The following is a 20,129-nucleotide window of genomic DNA, read 5'->3' as shown; positions in this document are numbered from 1 at the left end:
TGTCCTGCCCGGTGTTCCCGTGACGCCGTTCATCACTGATCATTGGGTGCATGAGCGGCAAGCGGACGACCACCGTGGGCAGCGTCGTGGTGCTGATCATCCTGATCGTGATCGGCTACTTCCTGACCCGGGAGGAGGGTTCCGAGCCGCCCTCGCCGACGGGGGCGCCGACCTCGGGACCGGCCGCGCCCGGTGACGACCCGGCCGCGCAGCTGGCCGCGCTCACCGTGGCGCCCGAGGGGAAGATGACGGGTTACAGCCGCGACCGGTTCCCGCACTGGAGCAGCCAGGGCGACTCGTGCGACACGCGCGAGGTCGTGCTCCAGCGGCAGGGCACCGACGTGCGGACCGACTCGGCGTGCAAGGCGACGTCGGGGACGTGGACCAGCGTGTACGACGGGGTCGTGGTGGAGGACGCGGGCAAGCTCGACATCGACCACACGGTGGCGCTGGCGGAGGCGTGGCGGTCGGGCGCGGACAAGTGGACCGACGAGGAGCGCGGGAAGTTCGCCAACGACCTGGGCGGGTTGCAGCTGATCGCGGTGACGGCGAGCAGCAACCGCTCCAAGGGCGACCAGGACGCGGCGAAGTGGAAGCCGCCGGCGGAGTCGTACTGGTGCACCTACGCGCGTGCCGTCGTGTCGGTGAAGACGCTGTACTCGCTGACCGTGGACGAGGCGGAGCGCGACGCCCTGGCCACGATGCTCAAGACCTGCTGACCCCGAGAGTCCAACGCCCGGGTCGCGACCCGGGCGTTGGACTCTCGGGATTCGGGAGGTGGGCTCCCGGTCAGGCTCGGAGGGTTTCCAGCTGGTCGACGATGTCGGTGTGCGCTTCGGCCCGGCGGACCCAGGCGGCGAAGCCGGAGGAGGCCGACGGGACCTCGCCCAGCGGTGAGATCGGGTCGGTGACGGCGTACTCCAGGCGGTAGGCGACCAGGGCCACGGCGGCCTCCACCCACGGGGCCGGGTCGGGGCTGGTGATCTCGCCGAGACCCACGCGGAACCACAGGGGGAGGCGGGCGTCCGCGGCCAGGGCCCGTTCCAGGCGGCGGCGGGCGATGTCGACGACCTCCTGGCGCGCCTTCTCCCCGGCCAGCACGGCCTCGGCGCGCCACGGCTCCTCGGCGGCCAGTGCGTCGGCGGCCAGCCGCTGCACGGCGGCGGAGGCGCTGAACTCCTGCGCGTTGACGCGCCACTCCAGGTTCTGCACCTCGTGCTGGAGGGCGTCGCGCTCGAAGCGGGGCATGCGGCCCGACGCCAGCCGGGCCAGGCCCGCGTCCAACTGCTCCTTGAGCGACTCGTACTCGGCGACCTCGGCGCGCAGGTCGGCGCGGACCGAGTCGGCCAGCAGCTCCTGCTCGGCGTTCCACGCGGCGCGCAGCGCCTCGACGGTCTCCGTGATCCCGGTGATCGCGTCGAGGTCCTCGTCCGGGCCCGAGCCGGCACCGGCCAGCCTGCGTTCGAGCACCTGGAGCCGCGCGCCCAGCCGGTTCACCTCGTCGATCACCATCTTGGTGTTCGCGACGAGGTCGGCGACTGTCGGCTCGATCTCGTCGAGCCGTTCCTTCTCGGTGGCCACACCGCCAGCCAACCGCACCGCAGGCCCTTGTCCAGGTACAGAACCGGAAAACCACGCGGACGGGCTGTCGACTCCCACCGTTTCGGTCAACGCGCCGTCACGCACCGTCATGACGCGTGAAATACGGCCGATCGGTGTATGCCTGGTGCATGTCGACGTCGGTGCGAGAGACGGAACGCAAGTACGAGGCCCCCGGTGGCACCGCGCTGCCGGACCTGGCCGGCCTGCCCGGCGTGACCGCGGTGGCGGGGCCCGAGGAACTGCGGCTGGAGGCGGTCTACTACGACACGGAGGACCTGCGACTGGCGCGGGCGGGGCTGACGTTGCGCCGGCGCACCGGGGGTGACGACGCGGGCTGGCACCTGAAGCTGCCGGTCGGCGTGGACACCCGCGAGGAGGTGCGGCTCCCGCCGGGCCGCGCGGCCAAGCGCCCGCCGAAGGAGCTGGCCTCGCTGGTGCAGGTGCACGCCCGCGGCGACGAGCTGTCGCCGGTGGCCCGCATTCGGACCACGCGGCACCGCTGGCAGCTCGTGGACGCCAAGGGCGAACTGCTCGCCGAGGTGGTCGAGGACCTGGTGTCGGGGCAGGCGGTGGCGGACGGCTCGACCGCCGACTCGTGGCGCGAGATCGAGGTGGAGCTGGGCGACCGGGGCGACGCGGCGCTGCTGGACCGGGTCGAGGCGCGGCTGTCCGAGGCCGGGATCGAGCGGTCGACGTCGTCGGCGAAGCTGACCCGGCTGCTGGCCGACCGCCTCGCGCCGGCCGCGCCCGCCCCGGGCCGGGGCACGAGCGCGGCCGACGTGGTCCTCGCCTACGTGCGGGAGCAGGCGGAGGCGTTGCGGCACCAGGACCCGCGGGTGCGTCGCGGCGAGGACGACGCCGTGCACCAGCTGCGGGTGGCGACCCGGCGGATGCGCAGCGCGTTGCAGGCGTTCGGCGCGGTGGTCGAGCGCGACCGGACGCGGGCGCTGACCGACGAGCTGAAGTGGCTCGCGGGTGTGCTGGGCGACGCGCGCGACCTGGAGGTGCTGCGCGACCGCTTCGAGAACGCGGTGGAGGAGCTGGACCCGGAGCTGGTGCTCGGTCCCGTGCGGGCGCAGCTGACCCGGCACTTCGCGCCGCTGGAGGCCGCCGCGCACGAGGCGTCCGTGGCCGCGCTGGACAGCGGGCGGTACTTCGCGCTGCTGGACGCGGTGGACGCGCTGCTGGCCGACCCGCCGGTCACGCCGCTGGGCCGCGGGAAGGCCGGGAAGGTGCTGCCGGGGCTGGTCGCGAAGACCCACCGGCGGCTGGCCGAGCGGGTCGCGGAGGCGACCGACGACACGGGCCTGCACGAGGCGCGCAAGGCGGCCAAGCGGCTGCGGTACTCCGTGGAGGTGGCCGAGCCGACGTTCGGCAAGCGGGCGAAGAAGTACCGCAAGCAGGTCAAGGACGTGCAGACGCTGCTCGGCGAGCACCAGGACAGCGTGGTGGCGCGGCCGGTGCTGCGGGAGCTGGGCGCGAAGGCCCACCTCGACGGCGAGAACGGGTTCACCTTCGGCTTGCTGCACGGGCTGGAGGACGGCCTGGCCCGGCGGGTGGAGGACCGCTTCGCCGTCGTGTGGCGGGGCGTCGGGAAGCCGAAGCTCTCCTGAATTGGTCTGGACCTTGACACCTCCTGGTGCGGCTGAAACGGTGACTGGGCCGCCGCCCGTGATCCGCACCGGCCAGGAGGTCGTCAGTTGCCCAGCAGATCAACGACCCGGACATCGGGGTCGCCGAGATCAGGTTCCGGACGACGCGGGCTCGGCCGAGCGCTCGTCGCGCTGCTGGTCGTGGGCGCGGTGGGCGCGGCGACGCCCGCCCACGCAGCTCCGGAGAACCCGTTGCGCCACATCGTGCCCGCCCCCGTCAGCGCCACCCCCCGCCCCGGGGTGACCTTCACCCTCGGCGCGGACACCCGCATCCACACCCACCCCGGTTCGGCGGGCGCCGAGCAGGTCGGCGAGTTCCTCGCGGGCGTGCTGCGGCCGTCCACCGGCTACCGGCTGCCCGTCGTGCCCGGCGCGTCCGCCCGCGGCATCACGCTGCTGCTCGCCGGCGCGGACCCGAGGGTCGGTGACGAGGGCTACCAGCTCGACGTGACGCGGCTCGGCGTGGTCATCCGCGCCCGCACCGCCGCGGGCCTGTTCGCGGGCGTGCAGACGTTCCGCCAGATCCTGCCCGCGAAGGTCGAGGCGAAGACGAAGCAGCGCGGGCCGTTCACCGCCCCCGGCGGCCGGGTGCTCGACTACCCGCGCTACGCCCACCGGGGCGCGATGCTCGACGTGGCCCGGCACTTCTTCTCGCCCGACGAGGTCAAGCGGTACATCGACCAGATCGCGCTCTACAAGGTCAACCGGCTGCACCTGCACCTCACCGACGACCAGGGCTGGCGGCTGGAGATCAAGAGCTGGCCGAACCTCACCGCGCACGGCGGCAGCACGGAGGTCGGCGGCGGCCCCGGCGGGTTCTACACCCAGGAGCAGTACCGGGACCTGGTGGCGTACGCGGCCGCACGCCACATCACGGTGATCCCGGAGATCGACATGCCGGGCCACACCAACGCCGCGCTCTCCTCCTACCCGGAGCTGAACTGCGACGGCGTCGCACCGCCGCTCTACACCGGCATCGAGGTCGGCTTCAGCTCGTTGTGCATCGACAAGGACATCACGTACAGGTTCGTGGACGACGTGCTGCGCGAGCTGGCCGCGCTGACGCCGGGGAAGTACGTCCACATCGGCGGGGACGAGGCGCACGCCACCACCGACCCGGACTACGACCTGTTCATGGACAGGGTGCTGCCCCTGGTGGCCGCGCACGGCAAGGTCGCCACCGGCTGGCACGAGTTCGTCAAGGCCGGTCCGCCCGCGTCGGCGGTGCCGCAGTTCTGGGGCACCAGGACCACCGCGCCGGACGTGGTCGAGGCGGCGGCGCGGGGCAACCAGGTCGTGCTGTCGCCCGCCAACAAGGCGTACCTGGACATGAAGTACGACGCGAGCACGCCGCTGGGCCTGTCCTGGGCCGGGTACACCGACGTGCAGGACGCCTACGACTGGAACCCCGGCGCGTACGTCGAGGGGTTGCCCGCCGAGGCGGTGCGCGGCGTGGAGGCCCCGCTGTGGAGCGAGACGCTGACGAACTCCGCGGACGTGGAGTTCATGGCGTTCCCGCGCCTGCCCGCGATCGCCGAGCTGGGCTGGTCGCCGTGGTCGACGCACGACTGGGAGGGGTTCAAGGTCCGGCTGGCCGCACAGGGCGAGCGGTGGGACGTGCAGGGCGTGAACTACCACCGCCACCCCCAGGTGCCCTGGCGGGGGTGACGCCGAGGGGGAGCCGGTCCGCGCCGGCTCCCCCTCCCGCTCCTAGAAGAAGCCCTGCGCGTCCGGCGAGTAGCTGACCAGCAGGTTCTTCGTCTGCTGGTAGTGGTCGAGCATGACGCGGTGGTTCTCGCGGCCGATGCCGGACTGCTTGTAGCCGCCGAACGCCGCGTGCGCCGGGTAGGCGTGGTAGTTGTTCACCCACACCCGGCCTGCCTGGATCTCCCGGCCGGCCCGGTAGGCCACGCCGCCATCGCGCGACCACACGCCCGCGCCCAGGCCGTACGGCGTGTCGTTGGCGGTCTTCACCGCGTCGTCGAAGTCGTCGAACCGGGTCACCGCGACGACCGGGCCGAAGATCTCCTCCTGGAAGACCCGCATCTTGTTGTCGCCCTCGAAGATCGTGGGCGTGACGTAGTAACCGCCGGACAGCTCGCCGCCGAGGTCCGCGGGCTCGCCGCCGCACACCAGGCGCGCGCCCTCCCGCTTGCCGACCTCGACGTAGGACATGACCTTGTCGAACTGCTCGCGGCTGACCTGCGCGCCGATCATCGTCGCGGTGTCGAGCGGGTGGCCCTGCTTCACCGCCTTCGTGCGCTCGGTGGCGTCGGCGAGGAAGCGGTCGTAGATGCCGCTCTGCACGAGCGCCCGCGACGGGCACGTGCACACCTCGCCCTGGTTGAGGGCGAACATGGTGAAGCCCTCCAGCGCCTTGTCGTAGAACGCGTCCCGCCGCGCCGCCACGTCGGCGAAGAAGATGTTGGGGCTCTTGCCGCCCAGCTCCAGCGTCACCGGGACCAGGTTCTCGCTCGCGTACCGCATGATCAGCCGGCCGGTGGACGTCTCGCCGGTGAACGCGACCTTGGCGACGCGGCGGCTGGACGCGAGGGGCTTGCCCGCCTCCTCGCCGAAGCCGTTGACGACGTTGACCACGCCGGGCGGCAGCAGTTCCGCGATGAGGCCCATCAGCACGTGGATCGACGCCGGGGTCTGCTCGGCGGGCTTGAGCACCACGGTGTTGCCCGCGGCCAGCGCGGGCGCGAGCTTCCAGGTGGCCATGAGCAGCGGGAAGTTCCACGGGATGATCTGGCCCACCACGCCCAGCGGCTCCGGGAAGTGGTAGGCCACCAGGTCCTCGCTGATCTGCGAGATGCCGCCCTCCTGCGCCCGGACGACGCCCGCGAAGTAGCGGAAGTGGTCCACCGCCAGCGGCAGGTCGGCGGCCAGCGTCTCCCGGATCGGCTTGCCGTTCTCCCACGTCTCGGCGACGGCGAGGGCTTCGAGGTGGTCCTCGATCCGGTCGGCGACGTCGTTGAGCACGTTCGCGCGCTCGGCGGCCGACGTGCGGCCCCACGCCCGCGCGGCGCCGTGGGCGGCGTCCAGCGCGAGGTCGACGTCCTCGGCGGTGCCGCGGGCGACCTCGGTGAACACCTCGCCGGTGACCGGCGTGCGGTTCTCGAAGTAGCCGCCCCTGACCGGGGCCACGTACTCGCCGCCGATGAAGTGGTCGTACCGGTCCCGGTACGACACGACGCTGCCCTTCTGCCCGGGCGCCGCGTACCTCGCCATGCCTACCTCCCGCGTCGGTGGTGGGGTGGAGCGTGCGCGGTCCCACGTTGCAGGCGCGTTGCACCCGAACGGATCAGCGATCGGTTTGCCCGGCACGTCGGTGGACAGTCATCCTGGATCGAGGAGGCGCCCATGGGACCGGACCCGCGACGACTCGCGCACCTGCACGAGCTGGTGCTGAGCGGGGACCGGGCGCACGGCGCGCGAGAGCTGATCGTCGAGTCGTGGCGGCGCTCGCTGGCCGCGCGGGTCGACCCGGAGCGGCACGAGGCGCCCGTGGTGCTCGACCGCGCCGAGGTGGCCGACCTGCGCGGGGCACACCCCCTCGCGGCGGCGCTGCCCCTGCTGCGCGAGACGCTGGTGAGCATCGCCGACGAGGCCGAGCACGTCATGCTGATCACCGACGCGGACGGCAACGTCCTGTGGTGCGAGGGCAAGGCGTCGGTGCGCGGCCTGGCCGAGCGGGTGCGGCTGGCCGAGGGCGCGTGCTGGACCGAGGCCGCGATCGGCACGAACGCGATGGGCACGGCGCTGGCGCTCGGCCGGCCGGTGACCGTGCACTCGGCGGAGCACCTGGTGCGCGCCTACCACGGGTGGACGTGCGCGGCGAGCCCCGTGCGCGACCCGGACACCGGCCGCACGATCGGCGTCGTGGACGTGAGCGGGCCGTTGACCAGCGTGCACCCGGCGGTGGTGGCGCTGGTGTCGGCGGCGGCGCGGTTGGCGGAGGGCCAGTTGCGGGTCCGGCAGGAGGCGCGGGACGAACGGCTGCGCGCCACCGGGATGCGGCACCTCGTGGCCCTGCGCGGCGAGCCGGGCGCGCTGCTCAGCCCCAGCGGACGGGTGCTGGCCTCGTCGTCGGGCGAGGCCCTGGGCGCGCGCGTGGACGTGTCCGGCGACCGGGTGCGGCTGGCCGACGGGCGGGAGGCGCGGCTGGAGCCGCTGGAGGAGGGCTACCTGCTGCGCGTGCCGCGCCGGGGCGACCGGAGCCCTGTGCTGGTACTGCGGTTCCTGGGCTCGGTCTCGGCCTCGCTGGACGGGCGCGAGCTGCCGCTGTCGCTGCGGCACGCCGAACTGCTGCTGGCGCTGGCGCTGCACCCGAAGGGGCTGACCGCGGACCAGTTGGCGCTGCGGGTCTACGGCGAGCGCGGCAACCCGACGACGGTGCGCGCCGAGCTGCACCGGCTCCGCGACCGGCTCCGCGGCGTGCTGCTGACCAGGCCGTACCGGTTGTCCGCGGACGTGCGCGGCGACTTCCTCGCGGTGCGCGAGGCGTTGGCGGCGGGCGACGTGGCGCCGGCCGCGGCGGCGTACCGGGGCGAGCTGCTGCCCCGGTCCGAGGCGCCGGTGGTGCGCGAGGAGCGCGAGGACCTGGCGGCGGCCGTGCGGCGCGGCGTGCTGGACCGGGGCGACGCGGAGGCGCTGTGGGCGTTCGGCCTGGTGTCGGAGGACGTCGAGGTGCTCGAACGGCTGGTGCGCCTGCTGCCGCGCGCCGACCCGCGCCGCGAGGTGGCGATCGGCCGGCTGCGCCGGGCGCTGGCCTCGGGCTGAGCCCTACGGGAGGGCGTTCGCCAGGTCGTCCCAGAGGTCGTCGACGTGCTCGACGCCCGCGGAGAGCCTGATCGTGCCGCCCGCGATGCCCGACGCCCGCAGCTCGGCCTCGTCCAGCCGGCGGTGCGACGTGCTCGCCGGGTGCAGCACCAGGGTCTCGGTGCCGCCCAGCGACGGCGCCGGCTTCACCAGCCGCAGCGCGCCGACGAACGCCTCCCCGGCCGCGCGACCGCCGACGAGGTCGAACGAGAACGTGCCGCCGCAGCCGGACAGCAGGCGGGCGGCCACCTCGTGGCTGGGGTGGTCGGGCAGCCCCGGCCAGTGCACCGCCGCCACGGCCGGGTGCGCGGCGAGCCGGTGGGCGAGCACCTCGGCGTTGGCGCAGTGCGCGCGCATCCGCAGGGGCAGGGTGCGCAGGCCGCGCAGGGTCAGCCACGCCGCGAACGGGTCCGCGGTGGCGCCGTACTCCACCGCGTGCTCCCACACCTCGCGGTGGAGCGCGGCGTCGGCGAACACGGCGACCCCGCCGATGACGTCGCTGTGGCCCGCCAGGTACTTCGTGGTCGAGTGGACCACCACGTCCGCGCCGTGCTCGACCGGGCGGCACAGCAGGGGCGTGGCGAAGGTGTTGTCCACGACGACGAGGACGCCCGCCTCGCGCGCCACGGCGGCCAGCGCCGCCAGGTCGCTGACGTGCCCGGCGGGGTTGGCGATCGTCTCCAGGTACAGCAGCCGGGTGCGCGGGCCCAGCGCGGCGCGCAGCTCGTCGGGGTCGTGCCCGGACACGCGGGTGACCGTGACGCCCCACCGCTCCGCCAGGTCGCGCAGCAGCGCGTGCGTGCCGCCGTACAGGTCGCGCTGCGCGACCACGTGGTCGCCGGTCCGCAGCACGCCGTGCAGCACGCTGCCGATGGCGCCCATGCCGGAGGCGGCGGCCAGCCCGGCCGCACCGCCCTCCAGGTCCGCGACCGCGTTCTCCAGGGTGCGCACGGTCGGGTTGCCCATCCGGGTGTAGACGAACGCGCCGTCCGGCCTGCCCATGCCGTCGGCGAAGGTCTCCAGGTCGTCGAACGAGAACCCGGAGGTCTGGTACAGCGGCACGGCCAGGGGCGTGCCGGTGGGTCGAGGAGTCTCGGTGTGCACGAGGCGGGTCTCCGGTCGCATGTGCCGATCGTGCTGACCGGTGGGCCGGGGCGACAGCGCCAATACGGCTAGATTGGTCCGCTGATGAGGCCAATACCGGTGGACGACCTGGCGGGGCGGCTCGGCCGGTGGTCGGCGGGCCGGGGCCCGCTGCACCTGCTGCTGGCCTGCCGCCTGCGCGAACTGGTGGACGAGGGCCGGTTGCCCGCGGGCACGCCGCTGCCGCCGGACCGGGCGCTGGCGGCCGGGCTCGCGGTCGGCCGCACGACCGTGGTCGCCGCCTACGACCTGCTGCGCGAGGAGGGCAGGCTGGTCCGGCGGCGGGGCAGCGGCACGTGGGTGGCGCCCGGGGGGCACCCGGCGGTGGACGCGGCCCGCGACGGGACCGCCAACCCGATGTTCGTCAACCTGCTGGAACCGCCGGACGGCGTCCTCCAGCTGGCCTGCGCGGGCCCGCTGTGGGCGCCGGCGGAGTACGTGGAGGCCCATCGGCGCGCGCTCGACCGGCTCGGTGGACCCGATCTGGGCTACCACCCGCTGGGTCGGCCGGAGCTGCGCGCCGCCCTGGCCGCCCGGTACACCGCGCTGGGCGTGCCGACGACCCCGGCGCACATCCTGGTCGCGACGGGCGCGCAGCAGGCGCTCGCGCTGCTGGTCAGGGCACTGGTCGCACCGGGCGACGAGGTGCTGGTGGAGGCTCCGACGTACCCCGGCGCGCTCGACCTGCTCCGGGAGGCCGCCGCGGTCGTCCGGCACTCCCCCGCCGGCGACGGCGCGGCGTTCGCCGACGCGCTCACCCGGCAGCGGCCCGCGCTCGCCTACGTCATGCCCGCCGTGCAGAACCCCGTCGGCACCACGATGCCCGCCCTGGAGCGGCGGCGGCTGGCGCGTGCCGCCGTCGAGGCCGGGGTGCCGCTGGTCGTGGACGACGTGCTCGCCGAACTGGCCTTCGCCGGGCCCGTCGAGGCCACCGCCGCGCACGCGCCGGAGGTGATCACCGTCGGTTCGCTGAGCAAGGTGGTGTGGGGCGGCTGCGCACCGGCTGGGTGCGCGCGCGGCCCGCGCTGGTGGAGCGGCTGGCCCGGTTCCGGGCCGTGCACGACCTGGGCGGGTCGGTGCTCGACCAGCTCGCGGCGGCCGAGCTGGTGACCGGGTTCGACGCGGTGCGGGACCGTCGGGTGGCGCTGCTGCGGGAGCGGCACGACCACCTCGCCGCGGGGCTGCGCCGGGAGCTGCCCGACTGGGCGTTCGACCCGGCGCCGGGCGGCCAGACGCTGTGGGTGCGGCTGCCCGGGTGTGACGCGGCCTCGTACGCGCAGGTCGCGCTGCGGCACGGGGTGGCCGTCCTGCCGGGTGGTTCGCTGGACCCGTCGGGCGGCAGCGGCGACCGGCTGCGGATCGCGTTCACCGCCGACCCCGCCGTCCTGGACGACGCCGTCGCGAAGCTCGCCGCCGCGTGGCGCGCGTACGCCGCGGACCCCGCCGTCCGGCCCGTCCTCCCGGTGATGGCTGTGTAGCGGCGTCCTAGGCTTGGCCGCATGGGGTACTTCGCACCGGGGGACGTGGCGCTGCGCCGCGAGGTGCTGCACGGCCGGCCGTGGTCGGTCACGCCGACGCGCGTGGTGCTCGACGGGCCGGACCTGCTCGTCGTGTTCACGGTGCCGGACACCGAACTCGGCTACCCGCCGCACCCGCGACCGCACCACGGGCAGGCGCTGGGCCGCACGCACTGGCGCGGCCACGGCAGGCTCCAGCTGCACCGGCCGGGCGACGCCTACTCGGTCGACCTGTACTGGCAGGACGAGGACCGCCGGTTCGCCGGGTTCTACCTCAACCTCCAGGCCCCGTTCCGCCGCACCGCGCTGGGGTTCGACACGCTCGACCACGCGCTGGACTTCTGGGTACCGGTCGACGGGGACTGGCACGAGCTGGACCGCGACGAGTTCGAGCGGTACGTCGCCGAGGGCAGGTACGACGCGGCGGAGGCCGAGGCGATCTGCCGCACCGCCGAGGAGGTGGCGGCCATGCTCACCGCGGGCACGACGTGGTGGGACCCGGCGTGGGGCGACTGGGCGCCCGACCCGGCGTGGCCCGCGCCCACGCTGCCCGAGGGGTGGGAGGACTACTGAAGGTCATGCCCCTGTCGCCGCAGGCCCTGGTGGACGAGCTGGTCGCGCGGGTCGACGCGCTGCCCCGCGACACCTGGTCCCGGGTGATCGTCGACGGCGCCGCGCCCACCAAGCCGGGCGGGCTGGCGGACGCGCTGGTCGAGCCGCTGCGCGCGCTCGGCAGGCCCGTGCTGCGGGTGTCGGCGGGCGACTTCCTGCGGCCCGCGTCCGTGCGCCTGGAGTTCGGCCGGCACGACCCGGACTCGTTCCGCGACTCGTGGCTGGACGTGGGCGGCCTGACCCGCGAGGTGCTCGACCCGCTGGAGCCCGGAGGGTCGGGGCGGGTGCTGCCGTCGCTGTGGAACGCGGAGACCGACCGGGCCAGCCGCGCCGACTACGTGGTGCTCGGCGCGGGCGGCGTGCTGCTGCTGGACGGCACGCTGCTGCTGGACAAGTGGCTGCCCGCCGAGCTGACCGTGCACCTGTGGCTGTCGCCGGGCGCGCTGGAGCGGCAGGTGCCGGACGAGGAGCGGTGGACGCTGCCCGCGTACGCGGGGTACGAGCCGCACGCCGACGTGACGGTGCGCTACGACCACCCCGCGCGGCCCGCGCTCGTCGGTCCGGTGTGAGCGGGGGCCCGCGTGGGTGCGGTCGCCGTCGATCCGCGAGAGGTCACCGCGCGCCGCGTTCCCGCGGCTGCGCGACCCCGACGCCGCCGGGCGTCCCCGTCCCGGGGCACCGGGACTCGGCCTGAGCGCCGGAGTCCCCTTTCCCCCGCTCCGGAGACGGAGTTCGACCGATGTTCCACGCCCTGGCCGTCGTCCTGTTCACCGCGGCCGTCCGGCTGCCGACCCACCCGCCGGGCCGGGCCGCCGGGTGCGCGCGGTGGTGGCGTTCGCCACCTCGCGGTGGCGGGCCGCGAGGTCGGGAGGGCCGCAGCAGCCCTTCGCCGGGCTGCTGCGGCCCCTGCCGTTCGGCACGGTGCTCGTCGCCGCCGTGCTGCCGCCGGCCGCCGGGTCTACCAGGCGGCCGGCACTACCTGGAGCCTGCTGGAGCGAGCTTTCCCGTACCGCGCAATCCGGCTCCCGCCTCGTGCAGGTAGCTCAGCACGTACCCGTAGGACCTGAACAGGCCGCACTCGGCGTAGGACACCGAGTGGCGCTCGCAGAACTCGCGGACCAGCGCCTGCGCGTGCCGCAGGTGCGGTCGCGGCATGTTCGGGAACAGGTGGTGCTCGATCTGGTAGTTCAGGCCGCCGAGCAGGATGTCGGTGAACCAGCCGCCCTTGACGTTGCGGGAGGTCAGCACCTGCTTGCGCAGGAAGTCCAGCTGGTGGCCGGCCTGGAGCACCGGCATGCCCTTGTGGTTCGGCGCGAACGAGATGCCCATGTACACGCCGAAGAGGCCCTGGTGGATCGCGATGAACGCCAGGGCCTTGCCGGGCGACATCACCAGGAACACGATCGTCAGGTAGCCGGCGAAGTGCACGGCCAGCAGCACCAGCTCCAGCTTCCAGCCCTTGACCTCGCGGCGCACCGCGGCGGCCGTGCTGATGATGTGCAGGCTGAAGCCTTCGAGGAGGAGCAGGGGGAAGAACAGCCACGCCTGGTGCTTGACGACCCAGCGGAAGAAGCCGCGCTTGCGCTCGGCCTGCTCGGCGCTGAACGCGAGGACGGCGATGTCGACGTCCGGGTCCTCGTCCTCGTGGTTCGGGTTGGCGTGGTGGCGGCTGTGCTTGCCCATCCACCAGCCGAAGCCCACGCCGACGAGGAGGTTGCCCAGCAGCAGGCCGGTGGTGTGGTTCGCCCGGCCGTCGGCGAACACCTGCCGGTGTCCGGCGTCGTGGCCGAGGAACGCGATCTGGGTGAAGACGACGGCGAGGGCGACCGCGACGGCCAGCTGCCACCACGAGTCACCGATCAGCACCATGGCGGCCACGGTCAGTGCCAAGGCGCACAGCACGCCTACCAGGTACAGGACGTAGAAACCGATGCGCCGGTCCAGCAGACCTTGCTGCTTGACCAACCTGGACAACTCAGCGAAGTCGCTGCCGCGGGCTTGGGTGCTCACCCCTGTCAGGGTACGGCGCGGTCCGGGGTTCCTCAGGTCAGCCTCAGTTGCAGCTGCGCGAACAACCGGAGCAGCGGGTCGTCCAGGTCGAACCCGCCGACCTCCGCGGCACGGCGCACCCGGTAGCGCAGCGTGTTCGGGTGCACGTGCAGCCGGGCCGCCGCGGTGCGCACGTCGCCGAACTCGTCGAGGTAGGTCAGCAGGGACCTGGCCAGGTCCGCGTCCAGCAGGTCCAGGCGCGGGTCGCGGATGCGCGGGTGCTCGGCGAGCAGCGCCAGGGTCTCGCTGACCAGCACTCGCGACCGCACGTCCGCCAGGGTCGCCACCTCGGCGTCGAGGTCGCGCGCCATGGCGTCCAGCACGCGGTCGGCCTCGGCCCGGGAGAGCATCACCTCGTCCACCACGGGCACCGTGCGGCCGACGGCGGCCTGCACCACCAGCCCCATGTGCCGCCGCGCCGCGGCCACGATCTCCCGGGTCAGCGCGAGCAGCGGCGCCTTCGGCGGCAGGTCCGGCAGCAGGGCGTAGGTGCGGCCGTTCTGCCTGCTCACCAGGGCCGTGCGGCGGTAGGCGGCGGCGTGCACGGAGATCAGGCTGGTCATCTCGGTGCGGCGCAGCTCGTGCTGGGTGCGGTCGGCGTGCTCCTGGCCGCGCAGCGCGAACACCACCACGGCGGCGGGCCGGTCGGGGTCGGCGCCGATCTGCTCGGCGATCGACCCGGCGTCCATCCGGCCGTCGAGCAGCGAGGCCAGCAGGTTCTCCCGGAACGCCGCCGCGGGCTCCCGCTGCTGCACGAGGTGCAGGGCGGTGACGCGGGCCGCGCCGAGCAGCGCCCGCTCGGACTCCTCGGTGAGCGGCGTCTCGCCCTCCTGCACCCAGATCGTGCCGAGCGGCTGCGCGCCCGCGTGGACGCCCACCGCGATGCGGCGGCGGATGCCCAGCTCGGGGCGCTCGTCGATGCGCACGACCTCCTCGCCCGACCGGAGCCGCTGGTAAACGCCCCAGTCGCGGAGCATCGACAGGTACGGCTCGGGCCCCTGGCGGCCGAGGATGGACAGCCGGCGCAGCTCGTCGACCTCGTCGGAGGAGCGCGAGTAGGCCAGCACGCGGCTCGCGGTGTCCTCGATGCTCACGATGCCGCCGGTCAGCGACGCGATGGTCTGGGCGAGCCCGAACAGGTCGCCGAGCACCTCCACCGCACCCGCGTCCGCGCTCGACCTCGCGGTCTGCACGACGCCCCTGACCAGCGCTTCGAGGTGTTCCCAGCGCACTTCGGGACGCACCGCCAGCAGCGCGACCCCGGCGTCGGCGGCGGCCTGGCGCAGGACCGGGGCGGGCGCGTCCACCTTGACCGCCACGGCCACCGCTCCCCCGGCTCCGGCGGCCCTGACCAGCGGCAGCGCCGCGCGACCGCGAGCGCCGACGACCAGTGCGAAATCACCCGGCCGCACATCCGGCACGTCGTCGGGGTCGAGGATCACGACGTCGAGGACGTCGCCCTCCAGCCCGTGCGGCGCGGCCTGAACCTCGACGAGCGGGTCGCCCAACGCGATCAACACCTGGCGCAGGCTCATCCCGCCCCACCCCGTTTGTCCGATCCCACAACCGCCGGTGACCAAGCCTAGCCGTGCGGACAACAGAGCGTCGTGTCGGCGGTCCTACCGTTGGGTACCCCCGGATCGTCGTCAGAAGGAGCTGCTCGTGGATGCCGTGACCAGGGTGCCCGCACCGGTGAACGAGCCCATCCTCAGCTACGCCCCCGGTACCCCGGAGCGCGCGCAGCTGCAGGCGAAGCTGGCCGAGCTGGCCAAGGAGCCCCTCGACCTGACCCTCACGATCGGGGGCGAGCAGCGCGTCGGCGGCGGCGAGCGCTTCGACGTCGTGCAGCCGCACAACCACCGGGCCGTCCTCGGCACCCTGCACGGCGCCACCCGGCAGGACACCCGGGACGCCATCGCGGCCGCCAAGGAAGCCGCCCCGGCGTGGCGCGCGATGTCCTATGACGACCGCGCCGCGATCCTGCTGCGCGCCGCCGAGCTGCTCGCCGGCCCGTGGCGGTCCACGCTCAACGCCGCCACGATGCTCGGCCAGTCCAAGACCGCGATCCAGGCCGAGATCGACGCCGCGTGCGAGCTGATCGACTTCTGGCGCTTCAACGTCTCGTTCGGCCGCCAACTGCTCGCCGAGCAGCCGCAGTCCTCGCCCGGCGTGTGGAACCGCACGGACCACCGCCCGCTGGAGGGCTTCGTCTACGCGATCACGCCGTTCAACTTCACCGCCATCGCGGGCAACCTGCCCACCGCCCCCGCCCTGATGGGCAACGTGGTGCTGTGGAAGCCGTCGCCCACGCAGAGCTTCGCCGCGCACCTGACCATGCGCCTGCTCGAAGAGGCGGGCATGCCGCCGGGCGTGATCAACCTGCTGCCCGGCGACGGGCTGGCCGTGTCCGAGGTGGCGCTGGCCGACCCGGACCTGGCGGGCATCCACTTCACCGGGTCGACGAAGACGTTCCAGCACCTGTGGGGCCAGGTCGGCGCGAACATCTCCGGCTACCGCTCCTACCCGCGCATCGTCGGCGAGACCGGCGGCAAGGACTTCGTGCTGGCCCACCCGTCGGCCGACGTGGACGTGCTGCGCACCGCGCTGGTCCGCGGCGCGTTCGAGTACCAGGGCCAGAAGTGCTCGGCGGCGTCGCGCGCCTACGTGCCGCGCTCGGTGTGGAACCGGGTGAAGGACGACCTGGTCTCCGAGGTCGAGTCGCTGACCATGGGCGACGTGACCGACCTGTCGAACTTCATGGGCGCCGTGATCGACCGCCGCTCGTTCGACAAGCTGTCCGGCGTGCTGTCGGCGGCCCGTGACGACGACAAGCTGGAGGTCGTGGCCGGCGGCACCGCCGACGACGGCGACGGCTTCTTCGTGCGGCCCACCGTGCTCGTCGGCTCGGACCCCGGCCACGAGGTGTTCACCACCGAGTACTTCGGCCCCGTGCTCGCCGTGCACGTCTACGACGACGCCGACTACGACGCCGTCGTGGAGCAGATGGAGAGCGCGGCCCCGTACGGCCTGACCGGCGCGGTCGTCGCCCGCGACCGCCAGGCCATCGCGAAGGCGCAGGAGGACCTGCGGTTCGCCGCGGGCAACTTCTACGTCAACGACAAGCCGACCGGCGCGGTCGTCGGCCAGCAGCCCTTCGGCGGCGGCCGGGCGTCCGGCACCAACGACAAGGCGGGGTCGATCCACAACCTGCTGCGCTGGGTCAGCCCCCGTTCCATCAAGGAGACGTTCGTGGCGCCCACGTCGTCCCGCTACCCGCACCAGGGGTGACCGTGCTCCGCGCAACGCTGCTCGCCGCCGCCCGCTCGGAGTCGATCCGCGGCCTCGTCGAGCGCACGCCGCTGACCAGGCCCGTCGTCAAGCGCTTCATCTCCGGTGACGACGTGGACGCCGCCGTGGCCACCACCGGCGAGGTGCTCGCCGACGGCCGCCGCGTCACCCTCGACCACCTCGGCGAGGACACCCGGGACGCCGCCCAGGCGACGGCGACCGTCGACGCCTACCTCGACCTGCTGCGCAGACTGGACGAGGCCGGGCACACCGACCGCGCCGAGGTGTCGGTGAAGCTGTCCGCGGTGGGCCAGTTCCTGCCCGTGGACGGCGAGAAGACCGCCCTGGAGAACGCCCGCCGCATCTGCGAGGCGGCGGGCGCGGTGGGCACCACGGTCACCCTGGACATGGAGGACCACACCACCACCGACTCGACGCTCGGCATCCTGCGCGAGCTGCGCGTCGACTTCCCGTGGGTGGGCGCGGTGCTCCAGGCGTACCTGCGGCGCACCGAGCAGGACTGCCGGGACCTGGCGCACGCCGGGTCGCGCGTGCGGCTGTGCAAGGGCGCCTACCAGGAGCCCGAGTCGGTGGCCTTCCAGGACAAGGCGGACGTCGACCTGTCGTACGTGCGCTGCCTGAAGGTGCTGATGGCGGGCGAGGGCTACCCGATGGTGGCCTCGCACGACCCGCGGCTCATCGCCATCGCCCACGACCTGGCGTCGCACCGGTCGGCCGACAGCTACGAGTTCCAGATGCTCTACGGCATCCGGCCCGACGAGCAGCGCCGCATCGCCGCCGCCGGCAACCGGATGCGCGTGTACGTGCCCTACGGGGACGAGTGGTACGGCTACTTCATGCGCCGGCTGGCCGAGCGCCCGGCGAACGTGGCGTTCTTCCTGCGGTCCCTGGTCACCACGGGCTGACGCGCCCCACCTCGTCGCGCAGCCGGGCGCGCGCCGCCTCCGGGTCGGCGTGCGCCCGGACCACGTCGTCCACCACCTCGACCGCCCGCAGCAGCACCTCCCGCGGCACGCCCGCCGCCCGCAGCACCACGACGGCGCGGTGCGCGGGCAGCAGCGCCCGGTCGACCTCCGCACCCGCCGCCACGCACCGGCGCGCGTAGCGGGACAGCGCCTCCGCGTACCCGACATCGAGGGCCAGCTCCTCCGGCGTGCGGGTCAGGTGCCACACCAGCACGGCTCCCCGCGCCCGGTGCAGCCCGTCGTCCCCGGTCGCGTACCCGGCGGCCCGGTGCACGGCCGCCGCGTACGCCGCCGGCGCGGCCCGGTGGTGGCCCAGCAGCTCGCGCCACACCCCGGCCTCCCGCTCGGCGACGCGCCGCGCCCGCTCGCCGTGCCGGTGGTCGGCCAGCGCGCCGGCCAGGGCGTGCAGCGCCGACGCCAGCCCCGGTCCGCGCGCCACCAGCAACGGCCTCGGCAGCCGCAGGTCGATCGCGGTCACCTCGTCCACGACGCGGCGCGCCTCGTGGTCGCGGTCCGCGTCCAGCAGCACCCGCGCCACCCGCGCCAGGGCGGCGGCGAACGCCACCCGGTGCGCCGGCAGCCGCGCCGCCAGGGGCCTGAGCAGGTCCGCGGCCTCCTCCGCCGCCGCCGAGCGCTCCGGTTCGCGGAGCACGTCCGCCTGCTCCGCCAACGCCGAGGCCAACCTGGCGACGGCGTCCGGATCGGCGTCGCGCGCCGCCCGCCTGCGCAGCAGGACCGCCTCCCCGGACGCGGCCAGGGCCTCGGCGAACCGGCCCCGGCGGCGCAGCAGCGCGCTCGCCTCGCCCAGGGCCGACGCCAGCTCCGGTTCGAAGTCGGCCGGGTTGGCGCGGGCGAGCCTGCGCAGCAGCGAGATCGACTCCTGGACGACGCCGAGCGCCTCGTCCGCACCGGCCAGGTCGTCGGTGTGCGCCAGCAGGGACGCGACCGACCGCAGCGCGCGGGCCGACTCCGCCTCGAACCTCGGGTCGCCCTCCGCCACCTCGCGCCACCGCGCCACCGCGAGCCGCGCGGTCCGCACGGCCTCCTCCCGGCGTCCGACGTCGAGCAGGCGCACCGCGTGGTGGTGCGTGACCTTCGCCTGCTCCGGCCCGAACAGCGCCGGGTCGCGCTTCACCAGCTCGCCGTACCGGGCCGCCGCCTCGGCCACCGCGGCCAGCGCCTCCTCCCCGTCGCCGAGGCTCGCGTGCCGCAGGCCCAGCCGGTCCAGGGCGACCGCGAGGCGCGGCACGTGGTCGTCGTCCCCGGCCACGACGACCCGCAGCAGCCGCACCGCCTCCCGCGCCACCTCCAGCGCCTCCCCGGCCCGGCCCACCGCGACCAGCCGCAACCCCAGGTCACCCAGCGCGTCGGCCAGCGACAGCCGGTGCTCCGGGTCGTCCCCGGCGGCGCGCCGGTACAGGACCACCTCGCGCCGCGACGCCCCCACCGCCTCCTCGCGCAACCCGGCGAGCGCGGCCCGGGCGGCCAGCGCCCCGTGCAGCTCGGCCAGCTCCACCGTCCCCACGACCGGCGCGGCGTCCTCCAGCAGGGCGCGCGTGAGCAGGGCGGGCAGCGGGTCGCGGTGGAAGCGGGCGTCGTGGAACACGTGCCGCGCGACCGCCCGCGCCGACGCCGGCGAACCCAGCTCCACCAGGACGCGCAGCGCGGCGGCGGACGCGGTCGCCGCCAGGCCGGGGTCGGCGGTGAACAGCTCGTCGGCGCGGCGCAGCACGTGCGGCCAGCGGCCCGCCGCGCGCATCAGCACCTCCAGGGCGTCCGCCGTCGGCTCGGGCGCGATGCGGTCGTCCAGCAGCGCCACGGCCAGCACGTCCTCGGCGAACCGGCCGCGCGGCGGCGCCGGGTCCGCGCTCATCACCCGCCGGACCAGCTCCGCCGGGTCGTCGTCGGGCACCGCGCCGTGCGCCGCCGCGACCGCCGCCACGTGCAGGTCGTGGAACGTCGCGCCGGGAGGCACCACCCCGGAGGACGTCACCCGGGAAGTCGTCGCCGCGTCGGGCGCGGGCAGCCCCAGGGCGTTCGCGACGTACGCGCACACCGTGCCGAAGTCGTGCGGCTCCGCTCCGGCGGCCAGGGCCAGCTCCTCGGCGGCGTAGCCCAGATCGGCCGCGCGCTGCCGCACCGCCGACCACCACCAGCCCGTCGCGCGGGCCACCAGCAGCACCCGCTCCCCGCCCTCCAGCAGCAGGTCGTGCAGGTCGCGCCACGGCACGAGGTCCGCGTCGTCGACCACCCGGACGCCGCCGACGCGCGCCGCCAGCCTGGTCTTGCCCACGCCCGCCGGTCCGTGCAGCAGCAGCACTGACCGCGCGCCGCCGGCATCCCGCCACCGGGTGAGCGCCGCCACCTCCCCGGCGCGCCCGAGGAAGGGCACCACCTCGTGCCGCGGGTCGAGCAGCTCGCCGGGCGACAGGGTGCGGTCCACCCGCACATAGTGC

Annotated in this window: 16 protein-coding genes and 1 pseudogene; 11 read left to right on the top strand and 6 right to left on the bottom strand. The window is 74.7% G+C overall.

Features of this window, described 5'->3' with window-relative positions:
* The first annotated feature begins 50 nt into the window (after nt 1-50).
* Nucleotides 51-719 carry an HNH endonuclease family protein gene (locus tag J2S66_RS34850; protein ID WP_310313416.1) on the top strand — a complete coding sequence of 223 codons (669 nt, stop codon included), beginning with the start codon at nt 51-53 and terminating at the stop codon, nt 717-719.
* A gap of 70 nt (nt 720-789) precedes the next feature.
* On the opposite strand, the gene J2S66_RS34845 is transcribed toward J2S66_RS34850, so the two are convergent.
* Complete coding sequence (locus tag J2S66_RS34845) at nt 790-1,581, bottom strand: hypothetical protein (RefSeq protein ID WP_310313413.1); 792 nt, start codon at nt 1,579-1,581, stop codon at nt 790-792.
* Nucleotides 1,582-1,742: 161 nt separating this feature from the next.
* Between J2S66_RS34845 and J2S66_RS34840 the strand changes: the two genes are divergently transcribed.
* Both J2S66_RS34840 and J2S66_RS34835 read left to right on the top strand, forming a co-directional pair.
* Nucleotides 1,743-3,215, top strand: a complete 1,473-nt coding sequence (locus tag J2S66_RS34840; RefSeq protein ID WP_310313410.1) for a CYTH and CHAD domain-containing protein — start codon at nt 1,743-1,745, stop codon at nt 3,213-3,215.
* A gap of 87 nt (nt 3,216-3,302) precedes the next feature.
* Nucleotides 3,303-4,922, top strand: a complete 1,620-nt coding sequence (locus tag J2S66_RS34835; RefSeq protein ID WP_374726169.1) for a beta-N-acetylhexosaminidase — start codon at nt 3,303-3,305, stop codon at nt 4,920-4,922.
* Between the two features lie 42 nt (nt 4,923-4,964).
* Here the strand turns inward: J2S66_RS34835 and exaC are convergent, their stop codons facing one another.
* Nucleotides 4,965-6,488, bottom strand: a complete 1,524-nt coding sequence (gene exaC / locus J2S66_RS34830; protein WP_310313408.1) for an acetaldehyde dehydrogenase ExaC — start codon at nt 6,486-6,488, stop codon at nt 4,965-4,967.
* 132 nt (nt 6,489-6,620) lie between these two features.
* Between exaC and J2S66_RS34825 the strand changes: the two genes are divergently transcribed.
* Nucleotides 6,621-8,039 carry a GAF domain-containing protein gene (locus J2S66_RS34825; RefSeq protein ID WP_310313405.1) on the top strand — a complete coding sequence of 473 codons (1,419 nt, stop codon included), beginning with the start codon at nt 6,621-6,623 and terminating at the stop codon, nt 8,037-8,039.
* Between the two features lie 3 nt (nt 8,040-8,042).
* Here J2S66_RS34825 and J2S66_RS34820 read toward each other — a convergent pair whose 3' ends face one another.
* Nucleotides 8,043-9,203, bottom strand: a complete 1,161-nt coding sequence (locus J2S66_RS34820; protein WP_310313402.1) for a trans-sulfuration enzyme family protein — start codon at nt 9,201-9,203, stop codon at nt 8,043-8,045.
* Between the two features lie 63 nt (nt 9,204-9,266).
* On the opposite strand from J2S66_RS34820, the gene J2S66_RS34815 reads away from it, so the two are divergent.
* From J2S66_RS34815 to J2S66_RS37240, 5 genes and pseudogenes are all read left to right on the top strand, one after another.
* Nucleotides 9,267-10,331 (top strand): aminotransferase-like domain-containing protein, encoded by a 1,065-nt coding sequence (locus tag J2S66_RS34815; RefSeq protein ID WP_310313399.1) that lies wholly within the window; start codon nt 9,267-9,269, stop codon nt 10,329-10,331.
* Complete coding sequence (locus tag J2S66_RS34810; RefSeq protein ID WP_310313396.1) at nt 10,277-10,699, top strand: aminotransferase-like domain-containing protein; 423 nt, start codon at nt 10,277-10,279, stop codon at nt 10,697-10,699. The genes J2S66_RS34815 and J2S66_RS34810 overlap by 55 nt, the downstream gene beginning before the upstream one ends.
* Before the next feature lie 21 nt (nt 10,700-10,720).
* Nucleotides 10,721-11,311 (top strand): DUF402 domain-containing protein, encoded by a 591-nt coding sequence (locus tag J2S66_RS34805; protein WP_310313393.1) that lies wholly within the window; start codon nt 10,721-10,723, stop codon nt 11,309-11,311.
* Nucleotides 11,308-11,919, top strand: a complete 612-nt coding sequence (locus J2S66_RS34800; RefSeq protein WP_310315321.1) for a nucleoside/nucleotide kinase family protein — start codon at nt 11,308-11,310, stop codon at nt 11,917-11,919. Before J2S66_RS34805 ends, J2S66_RS34800 begins: the two co-directional genes overlap by 4 nt.
* A 16-nt stretch (nt 11,920-11,935) precedes the next feature.
* Nucleotides 11,936-12,037, top strand: a pseudogene (locus J2S66_RS37240) (DUF6412 domain-containing protein); the annotation flags it as partial.
* 288 nt (nt 12,038-12,325) lie between these two features.
* On the opposite strand, the gene J2S66_RS34795 reads toward J2S66_RS37240, so the two are convergent.
* On the bottom strand, nt 12,326-13,360 hold the full coding sequence (locus J2S66_RS34795) for a fatty acid desaturase family protein (RefSeq protein ID WP_310313390.1): 1,035 nt from the start codon (nt 13,358-13,360) through the stop codon (nt 12,326-12,328).
* 32 nt (nt 13,361-13,392) lie between these two features.
* A complete protein-coding gene (locus J2S66_RS34790) occupies nt 13,393-14,934 on the bottom strand; it encodes a PucR family transcriptional regulator (protein WP_310313387.1) in 1,542 nt (513 codons plus the stop codon).
* Between the two features lie 127 nt (nt 14,935-15,061).
* On the opposite strand from J2S66_RS34790, the gene pruA reads away from it, so the two are divergent.
* Both pruA and J2S66_RS34780 read left to right on the top strand, forming a co-directional pair.
* On the top strand, nt 15,062-16,687 hold the full coding sequence (pruA, locus tag J2S66_RS34785; RefSeq protein WP_310313384.1) for an L-glutamate gamma-semialdehyde dehydrogenase: 1,626 nt from the start codon (nt 15,062-15,064) through the stop codon (nt 16,685-16,687).
* A gap of 2 nt (nt 16,688-16,689) precedes the next feature.
* Nucleotides 16,690-17,613 carry a proline dehydrogenase family protein gene (locus J2S66_RS34780; protein WP_310313381.1) on the top strand — a complete coding sequence of 308 codons (924 nt, stop codon included), beginning with the start codon at nt 16,690-16,692 and terminating at the stop codon, nt 17,611-17,613.
* Here the strand turns inward: J2S66_RS34780 and J2S66_RS34775 are convergent.
* Nucleotides 17,600-20,116: a tetratricopeptide repeat protein gene (locus J2S66_RS34775; RefSeq protein ID WP_310313378.1), complete on the bottom strand. Its 2,517-nt coding sequence runs from the start codon at nt 20,114-20,116 to the stop codon at nt 17,600-17,602. The two genes, J2S66_RS34780 and J2S66_RS34775, sit on opposite strands and share 14 nt — an antisense overlap.
* Nucleotides 20,117-20,129: the final 13 nt, after the last annotated feature.

Origin of the sequence: Saccharothrix longispora (assembly GCF_031455225.1) — a bacterium.
GTDB lineage: Bacteria > Actinomycetota > Actinomycetes > Mycobacteriales > Pseudonocardiaceae > Actinosynnema > Actinosynnema longispora.
The sequence above is the reverse complement of the archived record's forward strand: the minus strand, read 5'-3'. Positions and strand labels throughout refer to the sequence as shown.

Excerpts from the sequence above, each read along its gene's own strand:
- exaC (WP_310313408.1), bottom strand. The coding sequence starts at position 6,488 with ATGGCGAGGTACGCGGCGCCCGGGCAGAAGGGCAGCGTCGTGTCGTAC.
- J2S66_RS34850 (WP_310313416.1), top strand. The coding sequence starts at position 51 with ATGAGCGGCAAGCGGACGACCACCGTGGGCAGCGTCGTGGTGCTGATC.
- J2S66_RS34820 (WP_310313402.1), bottom strand. The coding sequence starts at position 9,203 with ATGCGACCGGAGACCCGCCTCGTGCACACCGAGACTCCTCGACCCACC.
- J2S66_RS34805 (WP_310313393.1), top strand. The coding sequence starts at position 10,721 with ATGGGGTACTTCGCACCGGGGGACGTGGCGCTGCGCCGCGAGGTGCTG.
- J2S66_RS34790 (WP_310313387.1), bottom strand. The coding sequence starts at position 14,934 with ATGAGCCTGCGCCAGGTGTTGATCGCGTTGGGCGACCCGCTCGTCGAG.
- J2S66_RS34825 (WP_310313405.1), top strand. The coding sequence starts at position 6,621 with ATGGGACCGGACCCGCGACGACTCGCGCACCTGCACGAGCTGGTGCTG.
- J2S66_RS34815 (WP_310313399.1), top strand. The coding sequence starts at position 9,267 with ATGAGGCCAATACCGGTGGACGACCTGGCGGGGCGGCTCGGCCGGTGG.